This window comes from uncultured Roseobacter sp. (genome assembly GCF_947488185.1).
Classification (GTDB): Bacteria; Pseudomonadota; Alphaproteobacteria; order Rhodobacterales; family Rhodobacteraceae; genus Roseobacter.
Map to the genome: position 1 here is coordinate 256,224 of NZ_CANKYM010000003.1, position 24,335 is coordinate 280,558.

Annotated in this window: 28 protein-coding genes and 1 other RNA gene; 17 read left to right on the top strand and 12 right to left on the bottom strand. The window is 61.3% G+C overall.

Going from position 1 to position 24,335, the window contains the following annotated elements:
* Position 1 precedes the first annotated feature (1 nt).
* The 5 genes from Q1A52_RS12395 to Q1A52_RS12415 all read right to left on the bottom strand — a co-directional run bounded on the left by Q1A52_RS12395 (position 2) and on the right by Q1A52_RS12415 (position 5,373).
* Positions 2-1,117: an SPFH domain-containing protein gene (locus Q1A52_RS12395; RefSeq protein ID WP_300015673.1), complete on the bottom strand. Its 1,116-nt coding sequence runs from the start codon at positions 1,115-1,117 to the stop codon at positions 2-4.
* Between the two features lie 26 nt (positions 1,118-1,143).
* The gene (locus Q1A52_RS12400) at positions 1,144-2,091 is read right to left on the bottom strand and encodes a DUF2927 domain-containing protein (RefSeq protein WP_300015676.1); all 948 of its coding nucleotides are present in this window, start codon (positions 2,089-2,091) and stop codon (positions 1,144-1,146) included.
* A 6-nt stretch (positions 2,092-2,097) separates the two neighbouring features.
* Positions 2,098-3,294 carry a toxic anion resistance protein gene (locus Q1A52_RS12405; RefSeq protein WP_300015679.1) on the bottom strand — a complete coding sequence of 399 codons (1,197 nt, stop codon included), beginning with the start codon at positions 3,292-3,294 and terminating at the stop codon, positions 2,098-2,100.
* Between the two features lie 29 nt (positions 3,295-3,323).
* A complete protein-coding gene (locus Q1A52_RS12410; protein WP_300015682.1) occupies positions 3,324-4,211 on the bottom strand; it encodes a 5-bromo-4-chloroindolyl phosphate hydrolysis family protein in 888 nt (295 codons plus the stop codon).
* 286 nt (positions 4,212-4,497) lie between these two features.
* On the bottom strand, positions 4,498-5,373 hold the full coding sequence (locus Q1A52_RS12415) for a pseudouridine synthase (RefSeq protein ID WP_300015685.1): 876 nt from the start codon (positions 5,371-5,373) through the stop codon (positions 4,498-4,500).
* A gap of 63 nt (positions 5,374-5,436) precedes the next feature.
* Between Q1A52_RS12415 and Q1A52_RS12420 the strand changes: the two genes are divergently transcribed.
* The 10 genes from Q1A52_RS12420 to rpmG all read left to right on the top strand — a co-directional run bounded on the left by Q1A52_RS12420 (position 5,437) and on the right by rpmG (position 12,761).
* The gene (locus tag Q1A52_RS12420) at positions 5,437-5,886 is read left to right on the top strand and encodes a nucleoside deaminase (protein WP_300015688.1); all 450 of its coding nucleotides are present in this window, start codon (positions 5,437-5,439) and stop codon (positions 5,884-5,886) included.
* Between the two features lie 49 nt (positions 5,887-5,935).
* The gene (locus tag Q1A52_RS12425) at positions 5,936-6,592 is read left to right on the top strand and encodes a ceramidase domain-containing protein (RefSeq protein WP_300015690.1); all 657 of its coding nucleotides are present in this window, start codon (positions 5,936-5,938) and stop codon (positions 6,590-6,592) included.
* A 30-nt stretch (positions 6,593-6,622) separates the two neighbouring features.
* Positions 6,623-6,910 carry an Asp-tRNA(Asn)/Glu-tRNA(Gln) amidotransferase subunit GatC gene (gatC, locus tag Q1A52_RS12430; RefSeq protein WP_300015693.1) on the top strand — a complete coding sequence of 96 codons (288 nt, stop codon included), beginning with the start codon at positions 6,623-6,625 and terminating at the stop codon, positions 6,908-6,910.
* On the top strand, positions 6,910-8,397 hold the full coding sequence (gene gatA, locus Q1A52_RS12435) for an Asp-tRNA(Asn)/Glu-tRNA(Gln) amidotransferase subunit GatA (RefSeq protein ID WP_300015696.1): 1,488 nt from the start codon (positions 6,910-6,912) through the stop codon (positions 8,395-8,397). Before gatC ends, gatA begins: the two co-directional genes overlap by 1 nt.
* A gap of 35 nt (positions 8,398-8,432) precedes the next feature.
* A complete protein-coding gene (locus tag Q1A52_RS12440) occupies positions 8,433-9,152 on the top strand; it encodes a hypothetical protein (RefSeq protein WP_300015699.1) in 720 nt (239 codons plus the stop codon).
* 6 nt (positions 9,153-9,158) lie between these two features.
* A complete protein-coding gene (locus Q1A52_RS12445; protein ID WP_300015702.1) occupies positions 9,159-9,818 on the top strand; it encodes an N-acetylmuramoyl-L-alanine amidase in 660 nt (219 codons plus the stop codon).
* A gap of 97 nt (positions 9,819-9,915) precedes the next feature.
* Positions 9,916-10,315, top strand: an RNA gene (gene rnpB, locus Q1A52_RS12450) — RNase P RNA component class A.
* A 22-nt stretch (positions 10,316-10,337) separates the two neighbouring features.
* Positions 10,338-11,045, top strand: a complete 708-nt coding sequence (locus Q1A52_RS12455) for an SDR family oxidoreductase (RefSeq protein WP_300015705.1) — start codon at positions 10,338-10,340, stop codon at positions 11,043-11,045.
* Positions 11,046-11,227: 182 nt separating this feature from the next.
* A complete protein-coding gene (locus Q1A52_RS12460; RefSeq protein WP_300015708.1) occupies positions 11,228-12,409 on the top strand; it encodes an ammonium transporter in 1,182 nt (393 codons plus the stop codon).
* Between the two features lie 184 nt (positions 12,410-12,593).
* Positions 12,594-12,761 (top strand): 50S ribosomal protein L33, encoded by a 168-nt coding sequence (gene rpmG / locus Q1A52_RS12465; RefSeq protein ID WP_011454349.1) that lies wholly within the window; start codon positions 12,594-12,596, stop codon positions 12,759-12,761.
* A gap of 70 nt (positions 12,762-12,831) precedes the next feature.
* Here the strand turns inward: rpmG and Q1A52_RS12470 are convergent, their stop codons facing one another.
* The 3 genes from Q1A52_RS12470 to Q1A52_RS12480 form a co-directional block, all read right to left on the bottom strand.
* Positions 12,832-13,293: a cupin domain-containing protein gene (locus Q1A52_RS12470; protein ID WP_299782121.1), complete on the bottom strand. Its 462-nt coding sequence runs from the start codon at positions 13,291-13,293 to the stop codon at positions 12,832-12,834.
* A gap of 114 nt (positions 13,294-13,407) precedes the next feature.
* Positions 13,408-14,145, bottom strand: a complete 738-nt coding sequence (locus Q1A52_RS12475) for a Bax inhibitor-1/YccA family protein (RefSeq protein ID WP_299782123.1) — start codon at positions 14,143-14,145, stop codon at positions 13,408-13,410.
* 173 nt (positions 14,146-14,318) lie between these two features.
* Complete coding sequence (locus Q1A52_RS12480) at positions 14,319-14,534, bottom strand: DUF1127 domain-containing protein (RefSeq protein WP_300015711.1); 216 nt, start codon at positions 14,532-14,534, stop codon at positions 14,319-14,321.
* Positions 14,535-14,650: 116 nt separating this feature from the next.
* Here Q1A52_RS12480 and Q1A52_RS12485 point away from each other — a divergent pair, with 116 nt between their 5' ends.
* The 5 genes from Q1A52_RS12485 to Q1A52_RS12505 all read left to right on the top strand — a co-directional run bounded on the left by Q1A52_RS12485 (position 14,651) and on the right by Q1A52_RS12505 (position 19,089).
* On the top strand, positions 14,651-15,526 hold the full coding sequence (locus tag Q1A52_RS12485; protein ID WP_300015714.1) for a LysR family transcriptional regulator: 876 nt from the start codon (positions 14,651-14,653) through the stop codon (positions 15,524-15,526).
* Between the two features lie 521 nt (positions 15,527-16,047).
* Complete coding sequence (locus Q1A52_RS12490) at positions 16,048-16,419, top strand: helix-turn-helix transcriptional regulator (protein WP_299782130.1); 372 nt, start codon at positions 16,048-16,050, stop codon at positions 16,417-16,419.
* 98 nt (positions 16,420-16,517) lie between these two features.
* A complete protein-coding gene (hisN, locus tag Q1A52_RS12495; protein ID WP_300015717.1) occupies positions 16,518-17,330 on the top strand; it encodes a histidinol-phosphatase in 813 nt (270 codons plus the stop codon).
* Positions 17,327-18,667, top strand: coding sequence for an 8-oxoguanine deaminase (locus Q1A52_RS12500; RefSeq protein ID WP_300015720.1), 1,341 nt, complete (start codon positions 17,327-17,329; stop codon positions 18,665-18,667). The genes hisN and Q1A52_RS12500 overlap by 4 nt, the downstream gene beginning before the upstream one ends.
* The gene (locus Q1A52_RS12505) at positions 18,664-19,089 is read left to right on the top strand and encodes a CAP domain-containing protein (protein WP_300015723.1); all 426 of its coding nucleotides are present in this window, start codon (positions 18,664-18,666) and stop codon (positions 19,087-19,089) included. The genes Q1A52_RS12500 and Q1A52_RS12505 overlap by 4 nt, the downstream gene beginning before the upstream one ends.
* 45 nt (positions 19,090-19,134) lie before the next feature.
* Here Q1A52_RS12505 and guaD read toward each other — a convergent pair whose 3' ends face one another.
* Positions 19,135-20,439, bottom strand: coding sequence for a guanine deaminase (gene guaD, locus Q1A52_RS12510; RefSeq protein WP_300015726.1), 1,305 nt, complete (start codon positions 20,437-20,439; stop codon positions 19,135-19,137).
* Between the two features lie 108 nt (positions 20,440-20,547).
* On the opposite strand from guaD, the gene mgtE reads away from it, so the two are divergent.
* Positions 20,548-21,939, top strand: coding sequence for a magnesium transporter (gene mgtE, locus Q1A52_RS12515; RefSeq protein WP_299862110.1), 1,392 nt, complete (start codon positions 20,548-20,550; stop codon positions 21,937-21,939).
* Complete coding sequence (locus Q1A52_RS12520) at positions 21,936-22,496, top strand: 5-formyltetrahydrofolate cyclo-ligase (protein WP_300015729.1); 561 nt, start codon at positions 21,936-21,938, stop codon at positions 22,494-22,496. The genes mgtE and Q1A52_RS12520 overlap by 4 nt, the downstream gene beginning before the upstream one ends.
* On the opposite strand, the gene Q1A52_RS12525 is transcribed toward Q1A52_RS12520, so the two are convergent.
* The 3 genes from Q1A52_RS12525 to Q1A52_RS12535 all read right to left on the bottom strand — a co-directional run bounded on the left by Q1A52_RS12525 (position 22,493) and on the right by Q1A52_RS12535 (position 24,307).
* Positions 22,493-22,723: a helix-turn-helix transcriptional regulator gene (locus Q1A52_RS12525; RefSeq protein ID WP_300015732.1), complete on the bottom strand. Its 231-nt coding sequence runs from the start codon at positions 22,721-22,723 to the stop codon at positions 22,493-22,495. The two genes, Q1A52_RS12520 and Q1A52_RS12525, sit on opposite strands and share 4 nt — an antisense overlap.
* A gap of 1 nt (position 22,724) precedes the next feature.
* Positions 22,725-23,288: a DUF2975 domain-containing protein gene (locus Q1A52_RS12530; RefSeq protein ID WP_300015734.1), complete on the bottom strand. Its 564-nt coding sequence runs from the start codon at positions 23,286-23,288 to the stop codon at positions 22,725-22,727.
* A 185-nt stretch (positions 23,289-23,473) separates the two neighbouring features.
* Positions 23,474-24,307, bottom strand: coding sequence for an SDR family oxidoreductase (locus Q1A52_RS12535; protein ID WP_300015738.1), 834 nt, complete (start codon positions 24,305-24,307; stop codon positions 23,474-23,476).
* Positions 24,308-24,335 lie beyond the last annotated feature (28 nt).

Consider the following 24,335-nt stretch of genomic DNA (forward strand, 5'->3'; position numbering starts at 1 on the left):
CTTATGCCCCGGGGGGCGGGGGTGGCGGCGGCAGCACGGTGAAGAGCTGCGCCAACTCAGACACATCCTCGGCGCGCATCCAGCCATCTTGTCCGGGCGTCCAGACCATGCTTTCGCGGGTCAGCGCGCCGTCGGTGGCCATTCGGCCCAGGGCGGCCTTGGAATAGGGGCCCCTGGTCTGGCCGTTTTCGGCGACATGCCAGACATGCTCGACCGGGGGTGGCGGCGGAGGAACGGCAGCGGGGCTAGCGCTGCGGGCACCCCAGGGGCCTGCTTGTTGTGCGGCGGCGTTGCCGATCTGCATGCCAAGGCCCGCGCCAAGACCCGCCTGAATGGCCGCGGCACCCGCACCGTCACGTCCCAGCGCTTCGGCAGCCTGGAACTGCATGTATTCGTTGAGATTTCCGATCACACCCATCGACGAGCGCTTGTCCATCACCTCCTCAACGGCGGGGGGTAGCGAGATGTTTTCGATATAGAGCTCAGGCATCGCGAGCCCGTATTCGGCAAGCTGTGCAGCGATCTCCTTGCCCACCAGCTGGCCCAGTTCACGCGTGTTGGCGGCCATATCCATGACCGGGATGCCCGCCCGCGCGATTGTGCGCGAGAATTCCTGCACGAGGATATTGCGGATCTGGAAGCTGATCTCATCCATGGTGAATTCGCCGTCGGTGCCGACGATCTCGACGAGGAATTTCGCCGGATCGCTTACCTTGATCGAATAGGTGCCAAAGGCGCGCAGGCGCACGGGGCCGAACTCCGGATCGCGGCAGATGATGGGGTTTTTCGTGCCCCATTTCAGATCGTTGAACCGCGTGGTGTTGACGTAGTAGATCTCGGATTTGAACGGGCTTTTGAAGCCGTGATCCCAGTGCTGCAGTGTTGTCATGATCGGCATGTTGTTCGTCTCGAGCATGTAGAGACCGGGGGTGAAGACATCCGCCAGCTGGCCCTCGTGCACGAAAACCGCCGCCTGACCTTCGCGCACCGTCAGCTTCGCGCCGTATTTGATCTCGTGGCCCTCACGTTCGAACCGCCAGACCATCGTGTCGCGGGTGTTGTCGGTCCAATGGATGACATCGATGAATTCACCGGAAAGAAAGTCAAAAATACCCATATCGGTCAGTCCTTTACGTCGTAGTCTCAGATCGGCCCGTTTTTCAACTCGCGGGCAATGGTGCGGGTGATCGGCGCAGCCTCAGATGCTGAGATGCCGGCCTTGAGGCGCGGATCATAAAGCATTTTCAGCAGCAGCTCATCATGGCGGGTCAGCAAGGCAAACTCGTCGTCATCGTTGAAAATCGACGGGCGCGCATCGCGGCTGTCATTGGCAAGGCCAAGGCCCTGTGCGAGTTCCTCGTGAATGCAGCTGAGCCGCAGCAGGCTGGGATTTTCTGCGCGGATCAAGGCAACCGCTGCCGTGTAGGTGTTTGCATCGGAGCCCGCCGCATAGGCTGCGACCGCGCAATAGGTGTCGCGCGACAGGCTGCGCAGGGCGTTGAGGCTGTCCGGCGTGATGCCGGGCACACGGGCGGCAGCGGCATCCAGCGCGTCGCTGCGGTCATCTTCGCTGGCCACGATCACCACGAAGTTCGGTGGGCCGAACGTGTTGATCGGATGCCCGGTGATCTGACCCAGACGACGGGCATAGCTGCGAATAGCGGCACCATCGGCGCTGCGTTGCGAGGGTGGAATGCTGTTTCCGAAGATTGTGCTAATTCTGACCGGCCCGGCCCAGCGGCGCAGCGGGCTTTCGCCGCCGCGTCCCTGCAAGGCGCGATCATATTCGTTGAAAAACACGACCCGTTCAAAATTTCGCGCCAGCATTTCTGAGGTGAAGGGCGTGTCGGGTCCGCCACCATCCTGGCGTAGCAGCCCCTGGTTGAGTTGGGCCGCCTGCACCTGAACCAGATAGCTGCGCAGGGCCGCGCTGGCCTCCGAGGTGGGGCGCAGTTGGGTTTCGGCCAGAACGCTGGGCCGGGCGCGCGGTGTTTTCACCGCCGCCACGGGTTGCGGGATGTCACAGGCGATCAACGCCGCGCCCGCAACGCCGAGCGCGCCCCAGCGCAGGAAGGTCTGGCGCCGCGCCACCCTGCCTCAGTTCGGCACGGAGGTGGCGGCGGTATCACCAAGGCCGGTGGCCTTAGCTTTGGCGCTTGCCAGCGTGTCGCGCAATTTCGCCTCCATCTCCTGCAGATCGGTTTCGGCGGCCGCGCGGCGGGCCTTGCCCTCATCCGCGATCTGCAGCGATTCCTCGATGGTGCCAATGAGATCCGCGTTGGCCTGTTTCACGGCCTCGATGTCAAAGACGCCGCGCTCCATCTCTTCGCGGATGATCTTGTTGCTCTCGCGCAGGTTCTTGGCATTGGAGGTCAGCAATTCGTTGGTCAGATCATTAGCCTGCCGCACAGCCTGTGCCGCCTCCGCAGACCGCTGGATCGTCACCGCCTGCGCCAGCTGCGTCTCCCACAGCGGCACTGTGTTGACCAGCGTCGAGTTGATCTTGGTGACGAGCGATTTGTCGTTCTCCTGTACCAGCCGGATCGAGGGCAGGGACTGCATGGTCACCTGACGGGTCAGTTTCAGGTCATGCACCCGGCGTTCCAGATCATCACGTGCCGCGCGCAAATCGCGCAGTTCCTGCGCGACCATGACCTGATCGTCTTCGGGGGCTTTTTCGACTTCTGCGGCCTTGGCGGGGATGATCTTTTCGTCCAGCTCGCTGAGCTTTTCCTCACCCGCCGCGATGTAAAGCGCCAGCTCATCATAGAACTGCAGCGTCTTTTCATAAAGCATGTCGAGCGATTTGATGTCTTTCAGCAGCGTGTGTTCGTGCTTCAAGAGCTCGTCGGTGATGCGATCGATCTGGTCCTGCACCTCTTCGAATTTCGCGGTGAATTTCGCGAAGGGGGCGGCCTTGCCCATCAGCTTTTCCCACCAGCTGCGCTTGCGCCGCACGTCGAGCTCGTCAATGGAAAAGCCGCGAATGGTGGTCACGATGTTGCGCAGGCTGTCACCCGCAGGCCCCACATCCTTGTTGCGCACCCCACCCAGCATCGCCTGGCTGATTTCCTGCAGTTCGACCTGCGCACGGCTGCCAAAGGCGACAATGGAATTGGTGTCTTCCATGTCGATCTCGGCCATCCGCTTGGAAATCTCCGCACTCACCGGTGCATCCGCGTCGGCCAGCGGCACGATGGCACCTGCATCCGCCGGTTCAGGCAGCACCACGGCGGTCACTTCCTCGACCATCTTGAGATCCTGGGCGGCTTTCTCGCGTATTGTCTCACTCATTCGTTTAAATCCTTTGTCCTTGGGCGACGTCAGTCCAGACGCACACCTTCGCGTTGCAAACGGTCCCGCAGGACCTCAATTTCGACCGTGAGGTCACTGTGATCATCCAGCATTATCTTGGCGGTGCGGTCGGTGAAGTTACGTTCAAGATCGTCGAGCAGGGCAAGGTAGTCGTCGCGGGCTTTCGTGTCCTGTGAGCGGACGTAAATATCAGCAAATTTCACCGAGGCATCGCGCGCACCCAAGAGATAGACGCCAAGGTACCTGCGTGCCGCTGTCAGATCACGGGGGTCCTCCTCAACCGTGCGGATAAGGTCGCGCACCACGGTCTGGAACTGCTGCATCCGGGTCATCACACGCAGGTTGCCGGAGCGTTTGAGTGCGTCGTTCATCGCGGCCATATGGGCTTCGGCCTCATCGACCACGCGGGCCACGCGGTCTTGCTGGAAAGTGTCGATGCCTTCCATGCCTTTGCTGGTCAGCGGATCAATGCCGAAAGCGGCCAGATGCAAGCCGCCAGCGGCTGCACCAAAGAGGACCGCGGCAATCAGGTTGCCGTCATGGCTCAGCGCGGCAAGTGCCGTGCCAAGCCCGGCAAGCGCGGCGGCCAGGATCTTGCGGGGGACAGCCGGGCGACGCGCCACCTTGCGGCCACGCCATGCGGCTTCGGCCACCAGCCCGCCGCGTAGCATCCACGCTCCAAGCGCCAGAACGCCCGCACCGGCGAGGCCGAGGCTCAGCCCCAGCGCCCCTTGGGTCAGCGATACGAAGAGCAGCACGACAGCAGGTAGAAACATCAGGTTTGCACGGGCACCCACCGGGTCCACCTTGGCACCGCTATAGGCGGATCGCGCCGGCGGGTTCGCGGTTTCCGGGCTTCCGTGGGGACTGTATTTTCCGCCGAACCGTTTCGCCATGCGTCAAAGACCGCCCAGAATGCCGGACGCCACGCCTGTCATCAGGACAAGCAGCGCCACATAGGCGAATTTTTGAAACGTGCTCGGCGTCATAGTGTCTCCCCAGACCGACGTTACCGCAAATATAGGCGCATGCGCTGCCGCTGACCAGTTTTACCGATGCCCGGGCGTCTTATCGGCCATTCTGACCACGCCCGGTCCCGCAGTGCCATGGCTTTTTACACATTTGATGACAGAAACACGCCGTTGCGAGGGGAATTTTTGCACAAAAGCGTCAGCCGTCTGTCTAGCGCTTGGGACGTTGCGGGCGATGTACGCCGGACTTTGATTTCGATTGCGGCGGGCGGGCCGTCCGTCTGCGCGTGGCATGGGTCGGCTTTTTCGCGGCGGTGCCGGTATCATCGCCCGCATCGAGGCCCAGTTGATCGCGCAGGATCTTGCGTCTGACTTCTTCGACGGTACCGGGTTTCAGCTCTCCAAGCTGGAAGGGGCCATAGCTGACCCGGATCAGGCGGTTCACGGACAGGCCCACGTCGGCCAGCGCCCGCCGTATTTCGCGGTTGCGTCCCTCGCGCAGGCCAATGGTCAGCCAGGCATTGGCCCCCTGTTGCCGATCCAGCGTGACCGTCATCGGCTGAAAGGCCTCGCCATCGACCGTCACGCCCTTGCGCAGCGGCTCCAGCACGGCATCCGTGGGGCGCCCGTTGACGCGCACCCGGTAGCGCCGCAGCCAACCGGTCGAGGGCAGCTCCAGCCTGCGCTTGATGCCGCCATCATTGGTCAGCAGCAAAAGCCCTTCGGAATTGAGGTCAAGCCGCCCGACGCTCATCACCCGGGGTATGTCCTCGGGCAGGACGGAATAGATCGTCTCGCGGCCTTTCTCATCATGATCGGTGCTGACCAATCCGGTCGGTTTGTGAAAGAGCCAGAGCCGGGGCGGTTCCGGCGCCGTCAACGGCTTGCCATCTACCGTGATCTCATCCGCATCGGTTACGTTCAGCGCGGGCGACGTGATCTGCGCCGCGTTCACGCTGACCCGCCCCGCTTCAATCATGCGCTCCGCCTCGCGCCGGCTGGCAACACCGGCGCGGCTGAGGATTTTGGCGATGCGCTCGCCGTTATGCGTTTTGGCGGCCGGTTTTTCAGGGTCAGACTTTGACATGCGCCTGCCATAGCCTCTTTGCGGGGCTTGCGAAAGGGCGCGCTTTGCGGGCACTCATGGGGCATGGAATTCAACACGCATATGCAGGCGGCGCTGTCAGAGGCCCGCGCCGCCGCCAAGCGCGGCGAAGTGCCCGTGGGCGCGGTGGTGGTCAACCCCGCAGGCGCTGTGGTCGCAGCTGCGGGAAACCGGACACGAGAGTTGAACGATCCGACGGCCCATGCGGAAGTACTGGCCATCCGAGCGGCCTGTGCCGCCGCCGGTTCAGAACGGCTGATCGACCATGCCCTCTACGTCACGCTGGAACCCTGTGCGATGTGTGCCGCTGCCATCGCGGCAGCCCGGATCGCGCGGCTCTACTATGGCGCAAGCGATCCCAAATCCGGCGGCGTCGCCCAGGGCGCCCGCGTCTTTGCGCATCCGCAATGCCATCACGTGCCAGAAATCTTTGACGGTATCGCCGCCGCAGAATCAGAGGCCTATTTGCGCGCCTTCTTCACCGCCCGCAGGTAGGGTGGGCTTTCAGGCCACCTTACCTGCCAACTGATGCAGAAAGACCCCAATGGATTGGACCCGGACCATCGACAGTTACTGCGAGCGCATGGGGCCTGACTACTGGGCCGAACCGATCAACGCGGTGACCAACCTCGCTTTCATCCTCGCGGCAATCTTCATGTGGCGACGCAGCCAGGGGGACAGGCTGGCCCAGCTTCTCTGCGCCACACTTTTCGCCATCGGGGTCGGCAGTTACCTCTTTCACACCCATGCGCAGACCTGGGCGGCCCTGGCCGATGTCTTGCCCATCGCAGCCTTCATTCTGATCTATATCTACGCGATCAATCGCGTGGGGTGGCGCCTTGGCGTATTGCCTGCGCTGGGGGTGACCGGGCTCTTTTTTCCATATGCGGCGCTGACGGTGCCGCTGTTTCAGATGGTGCCCGGGCTTGGTGCGTCAGCAGGCTACGCGCCGGTTGCCCTGTTGATCCTGATCTATGCGGTGCTGCTGCGCACGCGGACCCCGGAGCTGGCACAGGGCATGGCTATTGGGGCAGGCATCCTGATCCTGTCGCTGACCTTCAGAACCATCGATATACCGCTCTGCCCGCAATTCCCCCTGGGCACGCATTTCATGTGGCATCTGCTCAATGGGCTGATGCTCGGCTGGATGATCGCGGTTTACCTGCGCGCCGCTCTTGGCAAGGCCCGCGCGGACCGCTAAACGCCGATGCCAAGCAGATGAGGAAACGCAATGTCCATTGACGAGACCACCGCCGCCCGCGTGGCCAAGCTGGCCCGGATCAAGGTTGAGCCCGAGGCGCTGCCCGCGCTTGCCGGCGAATTCAACACCATTCTGGGGTTTATCGAACAGTTGAACGAGGTGGACATCGAGGGTGTGGAGCCGATGACGTCGGTCACCCCGCAGGTGCTCAAGCGCCGCGTAGATGTGGTCACTGATGGCGATCAGCAGGACAAGGTCCTCTCCAACGCGCCCGATGCCCGCGAGGGGTTTTTTGCCGTGCCGAAGGTGGTTGAGTGATGAGCAAGCTGAACGAATTATCGCTGAGTGCCGCCCGCGATGCCCTGCGCGCGGGCGAGACAACGTCCAAAGAGCTGACCGAAGCCTGCCTCAGCGCCATTGAGGGCGCCGGTGCGCTCAATGCCTTCGTGCATCACACGCCGGAATTGGCGCTGGAACGTGCCGCTGCTGCCGATGCCCGGATCGTCAAAGGTGACGCGCCCGACATGTGCGGCCTGCCCATCGGCATCAAGGACCTCTTCTGCACCAAGGGTGTGCCGAGCCAGGCAGGTTCACGCATCCTCGAAGGCTTCCTGCCGGAGTACGAATCCACCGTCAGCCAGAACCTTGCAGACGCAGGCGCCGTCATGCTGGGCAAGCTCAACATGGACGAATTCGCCATGGGCTCGTCCAACGAAACCTCCACCTATGGCAATGCCGTGAACCCTTGGCGGCGTGGCAATGATGACGCGCAGCTGACGCCCGGCGGCTCCTCCGGCGGCTCCGCCTCGGCGGTTGCGGCTGACCTCTGCCTTGCGGCCACCGGCACCGACACCGGCGGCTCCATCCGCCAGCCCGCTGCCTTCACCGGCACCGTCGGCATCAAGCCCACCTATGGGCGGTGTTCGCGCTGGGGCATCGTGGCCTTCGCGTCGAGCCTCGATCAGGCCGGGCCGATGACCAAATCCGTACGCGACGCCGCGATCATGCTCGAAGCCATGTGCGGCCATGACCCCAAGGACAGCACCTCGGCCGACTTGCCTGTACCCAATTTCGAGGCAGCCCTAAGCGGCGACATCCGGGGCAAGAAAATCGGGATCCCCAAGGAATACCGCATGGATGGCATGCCGGAGGAAATCGAAACGCTCTGGTCTGACGGCATCGCAATGATGAAGGACGCAGGCGCCGAGATCGTCGACATTTCCCTGCCGCACACCAAATACGCGCTGCCCGCCTACTATGTGATCGCCCCGGCGGAGGCCTCCTCAAACCTCGCCCGCTACGACGGCGTGCGCTACGGCCACCGCGCCCGACTGGACCAGGGCGACGGCATCACCGAGATGTACGAGAAAACCCGCGCCGAGGGCTTCGGCGATGAGGTTAAACGCCGCGTTATGATCGGCACCTATGTGCTCTCTGCCGGGTTTTATGATGCCTATTACAACCGTGCCCGCCGCGTCCGCACGCTGATCAAGAAGGACTTCGAAGATGTCTTTGCTCAGGGCATCGATGCGATCCTGACACCGGCCACACCCTCCGCCGCCTTTGGACTGGGTGAGATGACGGATGCGGACCCGGTCGCCATGTACCTCAACGATGTCTTTACCGTCACGGTGAACCTCGCCGGTCTTCCCGGTATCGCCGTGCCCGCCGGGCTCGATAAACAGGGCCTGCCTTTGGGGCTTCAACTGATTGGTCAGCCCTGGGCCGAGGCCGATCTGCTGTGCACCGCACATGTTCTTGAGCAGGCCGCTGGCTTTGTGGCCAAGCCTGCGAAATGGTGGTAATCTCGCGCCAACCAATAACAACAGGCAGACATTCCATGGCACCACGTGTCTTTTTCGCAGCAATCGCTCTGGCGGCGGTCTCCGCCTGTGCGCCCCAGGTGCCCGACAGCGGGCAGGGGGTCGGGTTCGACAATTCCTTCGAGGCACAACAGCAGCGTGATGCGGCGCTTTCGGGCGGTCAGACCCGCCTGCCGGACACGGTTGTGCCCCCAACGCCCGGCTCTGCAGAAGCAACCGCGGCAGAGACCACGCGTATTCTGGCCGAAACCCGACCCGGTGCCCCGGACAGCGCGCAATTGAACTCCGGTGTCGCCCCTGTGCAGGCCAGCCCGTCCAATCCCGCGCCCGCTACACTCGACAACCCCGGCATCTCAAACGAGAACGACTTCGATGCGGTGGCCGAGCGTCAGACCATCGAAAGCGACGCCGAACGGATCGCCAACAACCGCGCGCAATATGAGGTGGTGCAGCCCGAAGCCCTGCCCACACGCCCCGGTGATGAGCAACCGAACATCGTGGCCTTTGCTCTCTCCACCAGCCATCCCAAAGGGCAAAGCGTCTATGCCCGCGCAGGGTTCGGTGGAGGATCCCGCGCGGCCCGCAACTGCGCGGCCTATGCCTCTCCCGATCTGGCACAGATCGACTTTCTGGCGCGCGGCGGCCCGACACGGGATCGCAAGGGCCTTGACCCGGATGGCGACGGCTATGCCTGCACCTGGGATCCCGCCCCCTTCCGCAAGGCATCCGAAGGCTGAGACAGGGTGCAGTGGCATCCATCCCCGAACTTTGGACCGCGCAAGGATGGGCTGACCCCGACCCTTGTGGTGCTACACTACACGGCAATGCACACTGCACAGGCAGCCATAGATCGCCTCTGTGATCCGGCAGCAGAGGTCTCCGCCCACTATCTGATTTGCCGCATGGGGGCTGTGATCCAACTGATCGATGAAGAACATCGCGCCTGGCACGCCGGCGTGGGGGAGTGGCGCGGTCAGACAGATATCAACTCCCGCTCCATCGGCATCGAGCTCGACAACGGTGGGGATCACCCGTTCCCCGAACCTCAGATGGCGGCGCTTGAAACGCTGCTGCGCGCCATCCTCGACCGCTGGCAGATCACACCGGAAAACGTCATCGGCCACTCCGACATGGCGCCCGTGCGCAAGATCGACCCCGGCCCAAGGTTCGACTGGGCGCGGCTGGCATGGAAAGGACTGGCCGCTCATGCCGGAGGCGACTACGGGATTAAAAACCCAACAACTTCGGATTTCCGAACCCTTGCCCGCCAGGCAGGCTTCACAGCTGACGTCGACGATGAAACCCTTCTCGCCGCCGTCCGGCTGCGCTTCCGGCCCGGGGCCACCGGTCCTCTCAGTGCTCAAGACTTCGCGCCTCTGGGTCCCAAAGCCCTCTCACGGTGATCCCCGGTTTCATTGTTCTCAAAATATGCCCGCCGGAGGCGTCCGGACGTGGATGTAATATTGACGCCGCCCGTATTTGCGCGCATCACCACCCGGCGCGGAAGGCCGGATGGCCGCGACGTCGGGCAACCGGTGTCGAGGAAAGTCCGGACTCCAAAAAGTAACGGTGCCGGGTAACGCCCGGGCAGGGCAACCTGACGGAAAGCGCCACAGAAATGAAACCGCCAACGGAGAGGTCGGGCAACCGAAACCGCCCGCGGGCAAGGGTGAAACGGTGGGGTAAGAGCCCACCGCGCCGCTGGCAACAGCGGCGGCATGGCAAGCCCCACCGGGAGCAATGCCAAATAGGGATCGCGTGTCGCAAGACAGGGCCGCTTTTGCCCCAGCAGATCCGGGTTGGCAGCTAGAGCCTGCCGGGCAACCGGCGGGCAAGAGGAATGGTCATCGAACCGGAGCGATTCGGGGAACAGAATCCGGCTTACAGGCCTTCCGCGCATAGACATTCGAGGGACAGAGATCATGCAACTGGACAACAAACTGGTGGTCGTCACGGGCGGCAGCGACGGCATCGGCCGACACATTTGCCTGAAGCTTGCAGCGGCGGGCTGCCGTCTGGCCATCCTGGGGCGCAACGCGGACCGACTGGCCAGCGCCGAGGCGGATGCGCGCGCGGCAGGTGCACCAGAGGCGCAGAGCTACTCTTGCGACATGCAGGACCCGGCGGCGATTGCGACCACAGTTCAGGCCATTCTGGACGGGCAGGGCGCGCCCGACATCCTGATCAACAACGCAGGTATCTGGCACAAGACGGGCCCGCTGGACAGTATTGACGACGGGATGATCGAGGCCACGATCCAGACCAATCTGACGGGCACCATTCAGTTGACCCGCGCGCTGCTGCCCACGCTGCGCGCGCGATCTGAGGCAGCCGTGGTCAACGTCATCTCCAAATCCGGCGTCGTGGCGCAGGCGGGGCAATCGGTCTATACGGCGACGAAATACGGCATGCGCGGCTTCACCGATGTTTTGAAAGAAGATGAGCAGGAAAGCGGCGTGCGCATCGCCGGGCTCTACCAGTCGGGCACCAACACCGGCATGTTCGCAAAGGCGGGCGAAGAGGTGCCGAACCACATTTTCACCGAACCGGATGACCTCGCGGATGTGGTGGTTTTCATGCTGTCGCGGCCAGCGAAGCTCTGGATGCATGAGGTGCGCGTCGAGTTGTAAGGCACAGCAGGTGCAATCGCATTTCGCTTAATTTTAGGTCACATCGCGCCTCATGATGCCTAAATTTACATCACTTCGTAAAATGCCCCCTTATTGAGCGGCATATCACCCCTTTGCTGTTTATTTCAGCAGGTCTTTGCACCACCCCGTTGCGCACTTGAATATGGGGAAGGATCAAAGACATGAACGGAGCGGATACCGCCTGGATCATCGTGGCCACGGCACTGGTGCTCTTTATGACACTGCCAGGTCTAGCGCTTTTTTACGGCGGGCTTGTGCGCGCGCGCAATGTGCTCAGCGTTTTCATGCAGTGCTTTTCGATTGCCTGCCTGATGAGCATTCTCTGGCTGGCTGCCGGATATTCCATCGCCTTTGGCGACGGCAATGCCTATTGGGGCGGTCTGGGCAAGGCCTTCCTGAACGGGGTCGATGCCGACAGTCTCTCCGGCACCATCCCCGAAGTGCTGTTCTTTGCCTTCCAGATGACTTTTGCGATCATCACACCGGCGCTGATCGTCGGCGCCTATGTCGAGCGCATCGGGTATGGATTTGTGCTGCTCTTCTCCAGTCTGTGGATGCTGATCTGCTATGCGCCCGTGGCCCATTGGATCTGGGGCGGCGGATTGCTGGCCGGGGCGGAATGGTCGCTCTTCTCCGACGGCGTGAATGATTTCGCCGGTGGCATCGTGGTGCACCAGACCGCCGGGATCGCGGCGCTTGTGCTGGCGGCGATGCTGGGGCCGCGCAAGGGGAAACACCAGCCGCCGCACAATCCGGGCATGGTGATGATCGGGGCCGCGATGCTCTGGGTCGGCTGGTTCGGCTTCAACGGTGGGTCGCAACTGGCCGCAGACGGTGGCGCCGCCATGGCGCTGACTGTCACGCATATTTCCGCGGCAACCGCATCGCTGACATGGGCCGCGTGGGAGAAATTCCGCTATGGCAAAGCCTCTCTTGTGGGCATGGTCACGGGCACCATTGCGGGCCTCGCCTCCATCACACCCGCCTCCGGTTCCGTCGGTCCGGTTGAAGCGCTGTTCATCGGGGCCGTTGCAGGCGTCATGTGTCAGGAGCTTTGCCGGGTCGTGAAGAACATCCTCAAGATCGACGACACGCTCGATGTCTTCGCCGTGCACGGTGTGGGCGGCATGTTCGGCATCCTCATGCTGGCGGGTTTCGGTCACGCCTCCTGGGTCGCGCAACTGGGCGGGCTGGCGGTTGTGGGCGCCTGGACACTGGTCACCACAGTTCTGATCATTCTGGTGGCGCGTGCGATCATGCCACTGCGGGTCAGCGACGAGGATGAAACCAACGGTCTTGATCTCTCCGCCCACGGCGAACGCGCCTACGATATTACCTCGTAATTCGAGGGAAGATCGACGTCTTAAGGCCAGCGCATGCTCCTGCGCTGGCCTTTTGAATAACAGCAGAGGGCTTGGTCGGAATACCTGCCTTTTGCGGTTGACTCGGGCACCCATCCGGTTAAAAGCCGGGTTTCAGGATTCACGCAGTCCCTCACCGGAGGAGCGCTGCAGCAGGAGAAGAACCATGGCCAAGCCAACCACGATCAAGATTCGTCTGAACTCCTCGGCGGGAACAGGCCATTTCTACGTCACCAAGAAAAACGCCCGCACCATGACCGAAAAAATGGTTGTGCGGAAGTATGACCCGGTTGCGCGTAAGCACGTTGAGTACAAGGAAGGCAAGATCAAGTAAGATCGCCTGAGATATATCTGCAGAAAGCCGCGCCGGAAACGAGCGCGGTTTTTTTATGGCACAAGCCTTTTCAGAACGGCTCCTCTGCCGGGGTGCCGTCCAGTGTTGTGTAATGTCTAGTCTCTGTTTCGTGGTCGTAATGCATGATCCGGTCGAGCTCCGGATAGGTCACGGTATCGCGGGTCAGGCGGGTGCCGATCACAAGATACCGAACAGGCTTCTGAGAGGTATTGATCAGGCAATGCGCTAAAGGAGTACCGGCCTTCCAGCAGGCAGTATCGCCCGGGTGCAGAATGTGTTCAACGCCGTCTTCGCGAAGGGTGACCTTGCCTTCGAGAATATAGACCATCTCATCCTCAGCAGCGTGCCAATGGTCGTAGGACGACGCAGCGCCGGGCATCAACTCTTCGATGAAAGCACCGAATTGCGTCAGGCCGCCGCTATCGCTCAGAAGGTCTGCTGCGTATTGACCCAGAGGGTCATCGGCTGCGCCTTCCTTCCGTTTCGCCTGTCCGTTTCTGATGATTGCCATGCGTTGCCCCCCGAGTGCGATTGATGGCTGCCACGTGTCTAATGGAGCAGTCTGACCCGCAGAAAAAAAGGCCGATCCCGTGGGGATCGGCCCGATCATCTCATGAGGCGTCGCCTATTCGCGATTGCCGAAGAGCGACAGCAGCATCATGAACATGTTGATGAAGTTCAGATACAGGCTCAATGCGCCCATGATCCCGGATTTCTGCAACCATTCCTGGTCGCCGTGATGGGCATGGGCCAGATAGGTGTTCTTGATGTTTTGCGTGTCATAGGCTGTGAGACCCGCGAAGATCAGAACACCGATGGCAGAAATCGCAAACATGATGGCAGGGCTGCCAAGGAAAAGGTTCACGATGGATGCCACGACGAGACCGATCACACCCATGATCAGGAAGCTGCCCCAACCGGAGATGTCTTTCTTGGTGGTGTAGCCCCAAAGCGACAGACCGGCGAAAGCGATCGAGGTGATCAGGAAGATCTGCGCGATTGAGAAGCCGGTGAAGGCCACGAAAATCCACGAGATCGACAGCCCCATGACCGCTGCAAAGGCGTAGAAAAAGAGCTGAGCCCCTGCCGCAGACAGGCGATTGATGGCTGCACCAAAGGCAAAGACCATGCCCAGCGGTGCGAACATGATGATCCAGCCCAAGATATTGGGCTGCAGCGTGATCGGATCACGGAAGACAGACAGCAGACCGGGTGCTGTGCCAACGGCCCAAGCCACTGCGAATGTGATCAACATACCTACGGACATCGTGCCGTAGACTTTGTTCATATGGGCGCGCAGCCCCTCATCAATCTGGGCGGCGCGGGATCCGGCCGTTGACCGGATTGTATTCACGTCAGCCATTAAGACCTCCACTTGAAACTCAATGCGCGTCAGACCTTCTGCGCGCTCTGGCACGAATATCGTGCTCAGACCGGTGCATTTCAAGGTTTTTCGGTCGGGAATGTGCCGGTTTGGCGTGATTTGGATAACAAAGTGTTAACATCGCACCAACCAAGGGACCAAAGTGCGCGGTTTCAGCGGTTTATCCATGTACTGGGAACGTCCCAGAGGTGGCGCCGCGCCTCACGTTGTGCTGCTTCACTGTCAATACCAATGTCATCGAGCGCGCGCGCATCGAGCTTGGCCAGTGCACGGCGTGATCGCCACACTGCCAGATAGGTTGCGAGACCAAAGCGGTGCTCGCCGCGAGCGGTTTCGGTGCGGGCAGAAAAATGATCAATCAAAGCCATCGGTCAGTTCCTCTTGTGATGTGTTTAAGGTATTTCATCCGATTGCTTGATATATGGCGGAGGATCGTTCATATTGAAAACGAATGTTTGTGACGCGTTTAATCAAGGATGGTGATATGAGGAATCTCGACATCACGACGTTGCGGTCTTTTGTGGCGGTTGCAGATGCGGGTGGTGTTACCCGCGCCGCCGGATTTCTGCATCTGACCCAATCCGCAGTGTCCATGCAGCTAAAACGTCTAGAGGAACTATTGGACGTGGAACTGCTTGACCGTTCCGGCCGAACCATTGCCTTGACCGCTTCGGGTGAGCAGCTCCTGGTCTATGCCCGTCGTATGGTTGCATTGAACGACGAGGTGATCGGGCGTTTGACTGATCAGGCCTATGAAGGGGAAATAACCCTTGGTGTGCCGCATGATATTGTCTACCCGGCAATCCCACAGGTCCTGAAACGTTTCCACGCCGCATTCCCGCGGGTCAAGGTGCAGTTGGTCTCATCTTACACGCGCGCCCTGAAGGACCAGTTTGGTCGGGGCGAATGCGATCTGATCCTGACGACGGAGAATACACTCGAACCCGGCGGTACAACCCTCTGCCGGAAGCCCTTACTCTGGATTGGGGCGCCGGGGGGCGCTGCATGGCGGTGCCAGCCGCTGAACTTGGCTTTTGGCAGGCGCTGCACGTTTCGGCCCCGTGTTGTTGAGGCGTTGGATACGGCAGGCATTGAATGGGAGGTGATCGTGGAGACCGACAGTGATCGCACCATCGAGGCCACCGTCAGCGCCGATCTGGCCGTGCACACGATGATCGAAGGCACAGAGCCGCCGCATCTGGAGCGCATAGATCACGGGGGGGCGTTGCCAGAACTGCCGCATCAGTTGATCAACCTATACGGGGCGCAGACCAAAAAGAGCGTTGTGCATGACACACTGGCGGATCTCCTGCGCCGGGCGTTCTCAGGTTCGGATAATGTGCGTTTGAAAATCGCATGATATTGCGTTGCAAACCTGAGGATTTTGAAATCAGATTCGGCTGGATTTAATGGGACGAAGGGTTCCAAAAAATGCAGATTTTTTGCTTGGTTTGGCGATTTTCCGCCAATCCTGGATGGAATGGGTGATTTTCGCCGATCGTTTTCTTTTGCTATGCGATGACCTACGAAAGGAGTAAACAATTCTAGTCTGCGGCGAAAAAGTTAACGCAAACAGGTCGAAAATCAACCTATAAGTGTATTTATCCAGATAAATTTGACCAAATATAAAAAATTTTAAACGAAAAGAGAATTGGCGGGATTTGAGACAAAAACCCCTGATTTGGAAGCAAAAGACGCCTTATGATTGATTTGACTAACGGTCTGCTCACTTTATTGGGAAGCGATTATTATTGATCGAAGAGTGAATTTCACTATTGTTCGCCAACATATCGGTTTTGTGGTGATCGCGGCTAGGTTGTGCCAAGGAGCAATCCGGTCGAAAGACCACCTTTTAACAAGGTAAATGCAAAGGATAAGCAAATGGTACATGTCGTAGATGTTCATGTCGGAAAACGTATTCGCCAGCGGCGCTGGCTCGTTGGAATGACGCAGCAGAAACTCGCGGAATGTGTCGGAATAAAATTCCAGCAAATCCAGAAATACGAAACAGGCGCCAATCGCGTCAGTGCGTCGCGGCTTTGGGATATCGCGGATGCATTGGAGGTGGACGTGGCCTTCTTCTTCGAGGGTTTGAAATCAGACGCCGAAAACACGACAGAGCACGATACGATTCCGGCGGATATGATGGGCGATAAGGAAGCGATGGATCTTGTGCGATCCTACTATGCGATCCCTGAGAACCAACGCCGCCGCCTGTTTGAGCTGGCACGCGTTCTGAGCGACGTCGCCTGATAATTCTGGGACGTTTGCGAGACTGCGGCGCAGGTCGTCGCGCATGATTTCCATGCGCAAGGCTTGCGCCGATCCGCTTGGACTGGCACCAGTCGGGCATGACCCTATCACCTGATACCGTTGAACTCGAAAACATAGACGCAATTGCGCAGCGCATGGCGGATGCGGCACGCGCTGCCATCCTGCCGTACTTCCGGCAGTCGGGATTAAACTCCGAGAACAAACTGGCCGACGGATTTGACCCGGTCACCGAAGCAGATCGCGCAGCGGAACGTGCCATGCGCGCTATTCTCCAAAAAGACTGCCCGGCTGATGCCATTCTGGGCGAAGAATACGGCCATTCCGGCGGGATAAGCGGGCGCACTTGGGTGCTGGACCCGATCGACGGCACCCGCGGATTTGTCAGCGGCACCCCGACCTGGGGCGTTTTAATCGCCGTCTCGGATGCGCAGGGCCCGTTTTACGGCCTGATTGATCAGCCCTATATTGCAGAGCGGTTCATCGGCAGCACCGCAAAAGCCGAACTGACGGGACCATCCGGCACGTCCGTGTTGAAGACACGCTCGACCAAGGCGTTGCGCGACGCAATTGTGTTCACCACATTCCCCGAAGTCGGCACGCCACAGGAAGCTGCCGCCTTTCGCGCCGTGGCGGAAAGGGCCAAGCTGACGCGTTATGGGATGGATTGCTATGCCTATGCTTTGCTGGCCGCCGGTCAGGTCGATCTCGTCATAGAGGCCGGATTGCAGGCTTATGACATCCAGGCGCCGATTGCGGTGATCGAAGCGGCTGGTGGCGTCGTCACCAATTGGGAGGGTGGACCGGCCCATGAAGGCGGGCGGGCGTTGGCCGCCGCCAATGTGGACATCCACGAACAGGCGTTGGCGCTTCTGCAAGCGAGCATTGCGTGAGCCGTCTTTTGCTACGCGGTGCTGACCATCTTTTGACGATGGACGACACCCGTCGCGAACTGCGCGACGCAGATATTCTGATCGAGGCGGGTGTCATCCATGCCGTCGGACACAATCTGCAAAGCGATGCGCCGGTGATCGACGCCAGCGGATGTGTTGTAACGCCGGGGCTGGTGAATACGCACCACCATCTTTATCAATCCCTGACCCGCGCGGTGCCTGCCGCACAGGATGCGCTACTCTTTGGCTGGCTGCAAACACTCTATCCGATCTGGTCGCGGTTCACGCCCGATCAAATGTTTACGTCTGCGCAGGTCGGGCTGGCTGAATTGGCTCTGTCGGGCTGCACGCTGAGCAGTGATCACCTCTACCTCTATCCAAACGGTGTTCGGTTGGAGGATACGATCCATGCAGCGGCTGAGGTCGGCGTCCGCTTCCAACCCACGCGCGGCGCAATGAGCATTGGCCGGTCGCAGGGCGGGTTGCCGCCGGATGACCTCGTGGAGCAGGAAGCCGATATTCTGGAAGACTGCATCCGGGTGATTGATGCCTTCCATGATGCAGCACCGGGGTCGATGTGCCGGGTCGGGGTGGCGCCCTGTTCCCCGTTTTCTGTCAGCCGGGATCTGATGCGCGATACCGCCCTGCTGGCGCGAGACAAGGGCGTGATGATGCACACGCATCTGGCTGAAAATGAGGAGGACATCGCCTATTCCCTCGAAACTTTCGACTGTCGCCCGGGACAATACGCCGAAGACCTGGGGTGGGTCGGCCCGGATGTCTGGCACGCGCATTGTGTGAAGCTTGATGCAGCTGAAATTGAACTTTTTGCCAAAACTGGCACCGGCGTTGCCCATTGCCCCTGTTCCAATTGCCGTTTGGGCAGTGGCATTGCACCGGTTGTCGATATGCGTGCGGCGGGTGTGCCTGTCGGGCTTGGTGTGGACGGATCGGCAAGCAATGACGCAGGCAATTTGGTGGCGGAAGCGCGACAGGCCATGCTGCTGCAGCGGGTTGCGCAAGGGGCGGACGCGATGAGCGCAAGGGCGGCGCTGGAGATTGCGACGCGCGGGGGCGCGGACGTGCTCGGACGCCCTGAATGCGGGCGGATCGCGGTTGGATGCCGGGCGGATATTGCGATCTGGGACATATCCGGGATCGAGGCTGCTGGCAGCTGGGACCCTGTGGCCTTGCTGCTGGCGGGGCCAACAACAGTGCGGGATCTGATCGTGGAAGGCCGCCAGATTGTGCGGGACGGGCAGATTGTCACGCTGGACATGGCGACGCTGATTGCGCGTCAAAACCGGATGGCGCGCGCCCTGGGAGAAGCGGTTTGAGACATTTTTTAAGCGTCCTTATGTGGTGCGGGCTGACCACCGCTGCGGCCTCCGATCCAGCGGCCTCCGATGCGCTGAATACCTATCGCGCGGAAAACGGGCGCGCGCCCTTGGCCTATTCCATGACGTTGCAGAGTGCAGCGGAAGCGCATGCGCAGGATATGGCGACGCGGGGGTTTTTCGATCATCAGGGCAGTGATGGCTCAGACGTGGGCGAACGGGTGTCGCGGGAGGGATACGGATGGTGTTTTGTGGCAGAGAATATTGCCAAGGGGCAGCCGTCGCTGGCGATTGTCATGCAAGCCTGGGCCGGGTCGCAGGGGCACCGCCGCAACATGCTCTCCCGTCAGGCACAGGAATTTGCCCTTGTCGAAGCACCGGGGCGCATCTGGGTCATGGTGCTGGCGGCACCTGGGTGCTGACACCGGTTGGACGTGGCGCAGCCGGGCCCTCCGGGGGGGATGTTTTCAGCCAGAAGAAGCCGCCCGGCGTTTTCCGGCGATCCAGACATCGGCGATGGCGCGGTCGTCCCCCATCATGAGCGTGGGGAAGAGGGTTTCCCAGACTGTGTTGGCCTCTGCCGAGCGCTGCGCAATGGCGGGCGTCGAGGCGAGGTCAAGGATGGTCAGATCCGCTTCGTACCCTGCTGCGAGCGTCCCGATTTTTGTGTGCAAATGCAGGCTGCGTGCGGAGCCGGCGGTGGCCAGCCACATCAGCTGCGCCGGATGCAGCGCTGTGCCCCGCAACTGCGCGATCTCATAGGCGGCAGCCATTGTGCGCAGCATGGAGAAGGACGACCCACCGCCGGTATCCGTGGCAAGCCCGAGCGGAATGCGACGGGTCGCGAGCCCGGCAACATCCATCAGGCCCGACCCGATGAAACTGTTCGACGTGGGGCAATGCACCAGTGCGGCCCCCGTTTCGGCGATGCGGTCAATTTCGCGGGGCTGCAGGTGGATGGCGTGACCATAAACGGCACGCGCGCCGATCAGTCCATGCGCCTCATAGGTATCCAGATAGTCTCGGGCGTCCGGAAAGAGCTGCCGCACCCAGTCGATTTCTGCGGGTTGTTCACTCAGATGCGTCTGCATCAGGCAGTCCGGATGCTCCGCCCAGAGGGCGCCCAGGGCGCTTAGCTGTTCTGGCTTTGAGGTCGGCGAGAAGCGCGGGGTGATCGCGTATTGCGCGCGGCCCTTGCCGTGCCAGCGGGCGAGCAGCGCTTTACTGTCGTCATAGGCGGCTTGCGCCGTGTCGCGCAGGCCTTCCGGCGCGTTGCGGTCCATGCAGGTTTTGCCCGCGACGGTGCGCATGCCGCGCGTGGCCGCCGCTTCGAAGAACGCGTCCACGCTGCCGGGATGGATGGTGGCGTAGGAACACATGGTCGTCGTGCCATGATCCAGCGCAAGGTCCAGATAGCGGGCCGCGATTTGGCGGGCGTAGGCCGGATCCTGCAGGCGCATCTCTTCTGGGAAAGTATAGGTGTTCAGCCAGTCGATCAGCTGCTTGCCCCAGCTCGCGATGATCGCAGTCTGCGGATAGTGCACATGGGCATCCACAAAACCGGGACAGATGAGATGCTGGCCGTAGTCATGCACTTCTGCCTGCGGGACGTCGCGGCGCAGCGTGTCCCGATCCGCGACCCGGACGATCTGGCCATTTTCGATCAAAACGGCACCGGCGCTGTTGATCCGCACCGCGTCCTGCCACGGGCCGGTCATCGGATTGCCGGAGGTTTCGAACGTCTGGCCAAGGAGGAGCTTTTGCGTGTTCATGCGTCTTCTCTAGGCGCTTCGCGCGGTGGCGACAACGGGCAAGCGTGCCGGCATTGTGTCCAACGGGGTCGCCGCTTATGGTCCGATCCAAAGCAGGGGGATGCGCGCATGTCAGATCAGACCGCAGAGCTGGAGCCGGAAGGCGAGGACGACGCCTATCTCCTTGGTCCCAAGGCGATTGCTGCGATCCTCTACGCGGTGGATATTGAAGATTCAGCCAAGCTGACCGAGCTGATGGAGCCGCTGCACCCGGCGGATATCGCTGACCTTCTGGAGCAGATCAACGCCTTTGACCGCTCCCGGCTGGTGCGGCTTTACGGGCGCGAGTTTGACGGTGAAATCCTGTCGGAACTCGATGAGTCGATCCGGGAAGAGGTCATCTCGGTCCTGACACCCCAGGTCCTGACGCAGGCCGTGCGCGACATGGACAGCGATGACGTTGTCGATCTGGTCGAAGATCTTGAGGATCATCAGCAGGAAGCCATTCTCGAGGCGCTCGAAGATGTGGACCGGGCGGCCGTTCAGCAGGCGCTGGGCTATCCGGAGTACTCCGCGGGCCGTCTGATGCAGCGCGAAGTGGTCATGGCACCTGAGCATTGGACGGTGGGTGAGGCCATCGACTACCTGCGCACCACGCCCGAGGATGAGCTGCCCGCGCAGTTCTATCACATCGTGCTGGTCGACCCTCGGCTGCATCCGATCGGGAACGTCACGCTGGGCAAGGTGATGCGATCCAAGCGTGAAACCCGGCTGATGGACATCAAGGAAGAGACCTTTCAGGTCATTCCGGCGCTGCAGGACGAGGGCGAGGTGGCCTATGCCTTTAACCAGTACCACCTGATTTCCGCGCCCGTTGTGGATGAAGAGGACCGGTTGATCGGGGTGATCACCATTGATGACGCCATGGCCGTCCTCGACGAAGAACACGAAGAGGATATCCTGCGGTTGGCCGGTGTGGGCGAGGGGTCGCTGTCCGACCGGGTGATTGACACAACCAAACAGCGTCTGCCCTGGCTCGCGGTGAACCTGGTGACGGCGATTGCCGCAAGCCTGGTGATCGCGCAGTTCGAGATGGCGATTGCGCAGATCGTGGCGCTGGCCGTGCTGATGCCCATCGTGGCCTCCATGGGCGGCAATGCGGGAACCCAGTCGCTGACGGTTGCGGTGCGTGCGATTGCCACCAAGGACCTGACGGGCGCCAACGTCTGGCGCGTGATCCGGCGCGAGGTGCTGGTGGGGCTGATCAACGGGCTGATCTTTGCCGTGGTGATGGGCGTGGTGGGGGTCATCTGGTTCGGCTCTCCCGCGCTTGGCTATGTGATTGCGGTGGCAATGGTCATCAATCTGGTGGTTGCGGGGCTGGCTGGAACGGTGATTCCGGTCGTCTTGGAGCGTGTGGGCGTCGATCCGGCGCTGGCCTCCGGCGCCTTTGTGACCACGGTCACGGATGTGGTTGGGTTCTTTGCCTTTCTCGGTCTCGCGGCACTGGTGCTTTTGTGAACGATCTGGCGGAGGCGAAGGCACAGGCGCGGCGGGAGGGGTTTGCCCGGCGCAAGGCGGCGCATGCAGACGACCCGGGCACGGCGGCGGGGGTGTTGTCGGGCTTTTTGGCAGGCTACCGGGGGGTGCCTCTGTCCGGCTACATGCCCATCCGGACGGAGATCGACCCGCGTCCGGCCATGTCAGAGGCAGCCGCCCATGGCCCGGTCGGCATCCCGGTCATCATCGGGGCGGGGCAACCGCTGAAGTTCGCCCGGTGGGAGCCGGACATGCCGCTGGTCGAAGGGGCCTTTGGCGCGCTGATCCCCGAAGACCCCGACTATTTCGAGCCGGAAATCCTGATCGTGCCGCTGGTGGCTTTTGACGGGCAGGGCGGGCGGCTGGGCTATGGCGGGGGGTTCTACGACCGCACGCTGGAACAGCTGCGAGCGCGCCGCGGGACCCTGGCCATCGGCTTTGCCTATGCCGCACAGGAGGCCGCACAGTTGCCGTTGGAGCCGACTGACCAGAAGCTTGATTTCATCGTGACAGAGACCGAGATGATCGACCTGCGCTAGTCCTCTGCCACTTCGTAGGTCAGGATGTCACCCGGTTCGCAGGACAGGGCCTCGCAAATCCGCGCCAGCGTGTCGAAGCGCACGCCCTTGACCTTGCCGGATTTCAGCAGCGAGATGTTCTGTTCGGTGATGCCCACCCGTTCCGCCAGCTCCTTGGAGCGCATCTTGCGCCGGGCCAGCATCACGTCCAGCGTCACGACGATCCGCTTGCCGATATCCTGTTCCATCTCAGACAAAGGCCTTGTTTTCCTCTGCCATATGGGCGGCGTCCACCATGATGTGACCCAGTGCCACCAGCATCAGGCCCAGGATGATGGCATAGATGTCGCCGTCCTCAAAGCCGATGCCGAAGGTGAGACGGGTGGGATCGGCCCAATACCGCAGGATTGCGCGCGCGATCCCGTCGACGATCATGCTGACAGGGACGATCAGAACCAGCACCCAGCCGACCCGCCGGAGCCGGATGGCGGTCCTTTGGGTGAAGATGCCCGATCCTTCGCGGATACCTGCAAAAAGCTGCCGGATGAGCAGCATCATCGCAACCGCCATGAAGTCGGTTATCAGCCAGATCAGCGAGGCCAGCAGCGCACTGGCCGTGGTCAGCTGCAGGGTGCTGATGTCGAGGTTGAGTTCTTGCGCCAATTTCTGTCCCAAAAGCTGCGGATCGCTGATGGATAGAAAGACAAAGTAGACCGCGACAACGATCGCGAGACCCAGGGCGAGTGTGCTGAACCACACGCCAGCGCGGGCGGTTGCCGCGATTTTCGATTGCCTGTCGAGGGGGTCGGACATGGGTGCATACTCCACATAAAATACTACGCTTAAAAATTATCGTAAAGCAATAACTATTGCAATCCTAATGTGAATTTTAGTGGGGCTCCATCACATGACGCTAGAGAGGCGCCGCCCGGAGTGGTTTCGGTGGGTCATTGGTTCCTGAACCGCACCTCCCGGCAGACCTTGCATGCCTCCAGTCGTCATCCTTTTTCGAAGGCGGTAAATGCCTCGGCCCAGTCCGGATGCCACCGGGACAGGGCCGGGCGGTTTTCCGCGATATCGCCTGCCGCCCAGAGCACGCGGCGCGCATCCACCGTCTCATCCACCATATTGTCGGGGCAGAGCACGTAGAAATCCCCGCGTCCGACGCGGTCAAAGAGGTATTCCACACATTGCGCGCTGGTCCAGGCGCCCTCCGGTTTTTCCGGCATGATGGCCGCGATCATGCCCGTGTAGGTGAACCCCGGCACGAAGAGGTGGACATCGATGGGGGCGCCTGCCTGACGCAGTTCGTGTGCCAGCTGTTCAGTCAGGACCTTCACCGCCGCCTTGGAGGCGTTGTAGGCCGGGTTTCCGGGCGGGGTGGTGATGCCCTGCTTGGAGCCGGTGTTGATGATCGCCGCAGGCTCGCCCGCGTCGATCAGCCGGGGCACGAAGGCCTGAACGCCATTGACGATGCCGAAGAAGTTGACATCGAAGGTCTTGCGCCACGCCTCGGGATCGTCCCAACAGGAGGAGCCGAGACCAATGCCCGCATTGTTCATGACAACCGCAACCCGGCCCATGGCAAAGGCCTGATCGGCCAGCGCGTTTACGGCATGCGCATCGGAGACATCCACAACCCGTGTCTCAACCCGCGCCCCCGAGGCGCGCAGGTCTGTTGCCGCCGTTTCAAGAGCCTCCGCATTCTGGTCGGCCAGCAAGAGGTGAAACCCCCGCCCCGCCAATAGCTCTGCTGCCGCCAATCCGACGCCGCTGGCGCCGCCGGTGATGACGGCCAGCCCACCCCGTTTGCTGATTTCGGTCCATGACATCGTTTCGCCCTCCAGTATCTACATATCC

Bases quoted from the DNA above. Each gene is read 5' to 3' on its own strand.
- Q1A52_RS12525 (WP_300015732.1), bottom strand. From the start codon at position 22,723: ATGGAACAGGATATCGGCAAGCGGATCGTCGTGACGCTGGACGTGATG.
- Q1A52_RS12490 (WP_299782130.1), top strand. From the start codon at position 16,048: ATGGTACATGTCGTAGATGTTCATGTCGGAAAACGTATTCGCCAGCGG.
- Q1A52_RS12425 (WP_300015690.1), top strand. From the start codon at position 5,936: ATGGATTGGACCCGGACCATCGACAGTTACTGCGAGCGCATGGGGCCT.
- hisN (WP_300015717.1), top strand. From the start codon at position 16,518: ATGACCCTATCACCTGATACCGTTGAACTCGAAAACATAGACGCAATT.
- Q1A52_RS12485 (WP_300015714.1), top strand. From the start codon at position 14,651: ATGAGGAATCTCGACATCACGACGTTGCGGTCTTTTGTGGCGGTTGCA.
- rpmG (WP_011454349.1), top strand. From the start codon at position 12,594: ATGGCCAAGCCAACCACGATCAAGATTCGTCTGAACTCCTCGGCGGGA.
- Q1A52_RS12535 (WP_300015738.1), bottom strand. From the start codon at position 24,307: ATGTCATGGACCGAAATCAGCAAACGGGGTGGGCTGGCCGTCATCACC.
- Q1A52_RS12440 (WP_300015699.1), top strand. From the start codon at position 8,433: ATGGCACCACGTGTCTTTTTCGCAGCAATCGCTCTGGCGGCGGTCTCC.
- Q1A52_RS12410 (WP_300015682.1), bottom strand. From the start codon at position 4,211: ATGGCGAAACGGTTCGGCGGAAAATACAGTCCCCACGGAAGCCCGGAA.
- Q1A52_RS12415 (WP_300015685.1), bottom strand. From the start codon at position 5,373: ATGTCAAAGTCTGACCCTGAAAAACCGGCCGCCAAAACGCATAACGGC.
- Q1A52_RS12395 (WP_300015673.1), bottom strand. From the start codon at position 1,117: ATGGGTATTTTTGACTTTCTTTCCGGTGAATTCATCGATGTCATCCAT.
- gatC (WP_300015693.1), top strand. From the start codon at position 6,623: ATGTCCATTGACGAGACCACCGCCGCCCGCGTGGCCAAGCTGGCCCGG.
- Q1A52_RS12475 (WP_299782123.1), bottom strand. From the start codon at position 14,145: ATGGCTGACGTGAATACAATCCGGTCAACGGCCGGATCCCGCGCCGCC.
- guaD (WP_300015726.1), bottom strand. From the start codon at position 20,439: ATGAACACGCAAAAGCTCCTCCTTGGCCAGACGTTCGAAACCTCCGGC.
- gatA (WP_300015696.1), top strand. From the start codon at position 6,910: ATGAGCAAGCTGAACGAATTATCGCTGAGTGCCGCCCGCGATGCCCTG.
- Q1A52_RS12460 (WP_300015708.1), top strand. From the start codon at position 11,228: ATGAACGGAGCGGATACCGCCTGGATCATCGTGGCCACGGCACTGGTG.
- Q1A52_RS12455 (WP_300015705.1), top strand. From the start codon at position 10,338: ATGCAACTGGACAACAAACTGGTGGTCGTCACGGGCGGCAGCGACGGC.
- Q1A52_RS12420 (WP_300015688.1), top strand. From the start codon at position 5,437: ATGGAATTCAACACGCATATGCAGGCGGCGCTGTCAGAGGCCCGCGCC.
- Q1A52_RS12470 (WP_299782121.1), bottom strand. From the start codon at position 13,293: ATGGCAATCATCAGAAACGGACAGGCGAAACGGAAGGAAGGCGCAGCC.
- Q1A52_RS12480 (WP_300015711.1), bottom strand. From the start codon at position 14,534: ATGGCTTTGATTGATCATTTTTCTGCCCGCACCGAAACCGCTCGCGGC.
- Q1A52_RS12405 (WP_300015679.1), bottom strand. From the start codon at position 3,294: ATGAGTGAGACAATACGCGAGAAAGCCGCCCAGGATCTCAAGATGGTC.
- Q1A52_RS12530 (WP_300015734.1), bottom strand. From the start codon at position 23,288: ATGTCCGACCCCCTCGACAGGCAATCGAAAATCGCGGCAACCGCCCGC.
- mgtE (WP_299862110.1), top strand. From the start codon at position 20,548: ATGTCAGATCAGACCGCAGAGCTGGAGCCGGAAGGCGAGGACGACGCC.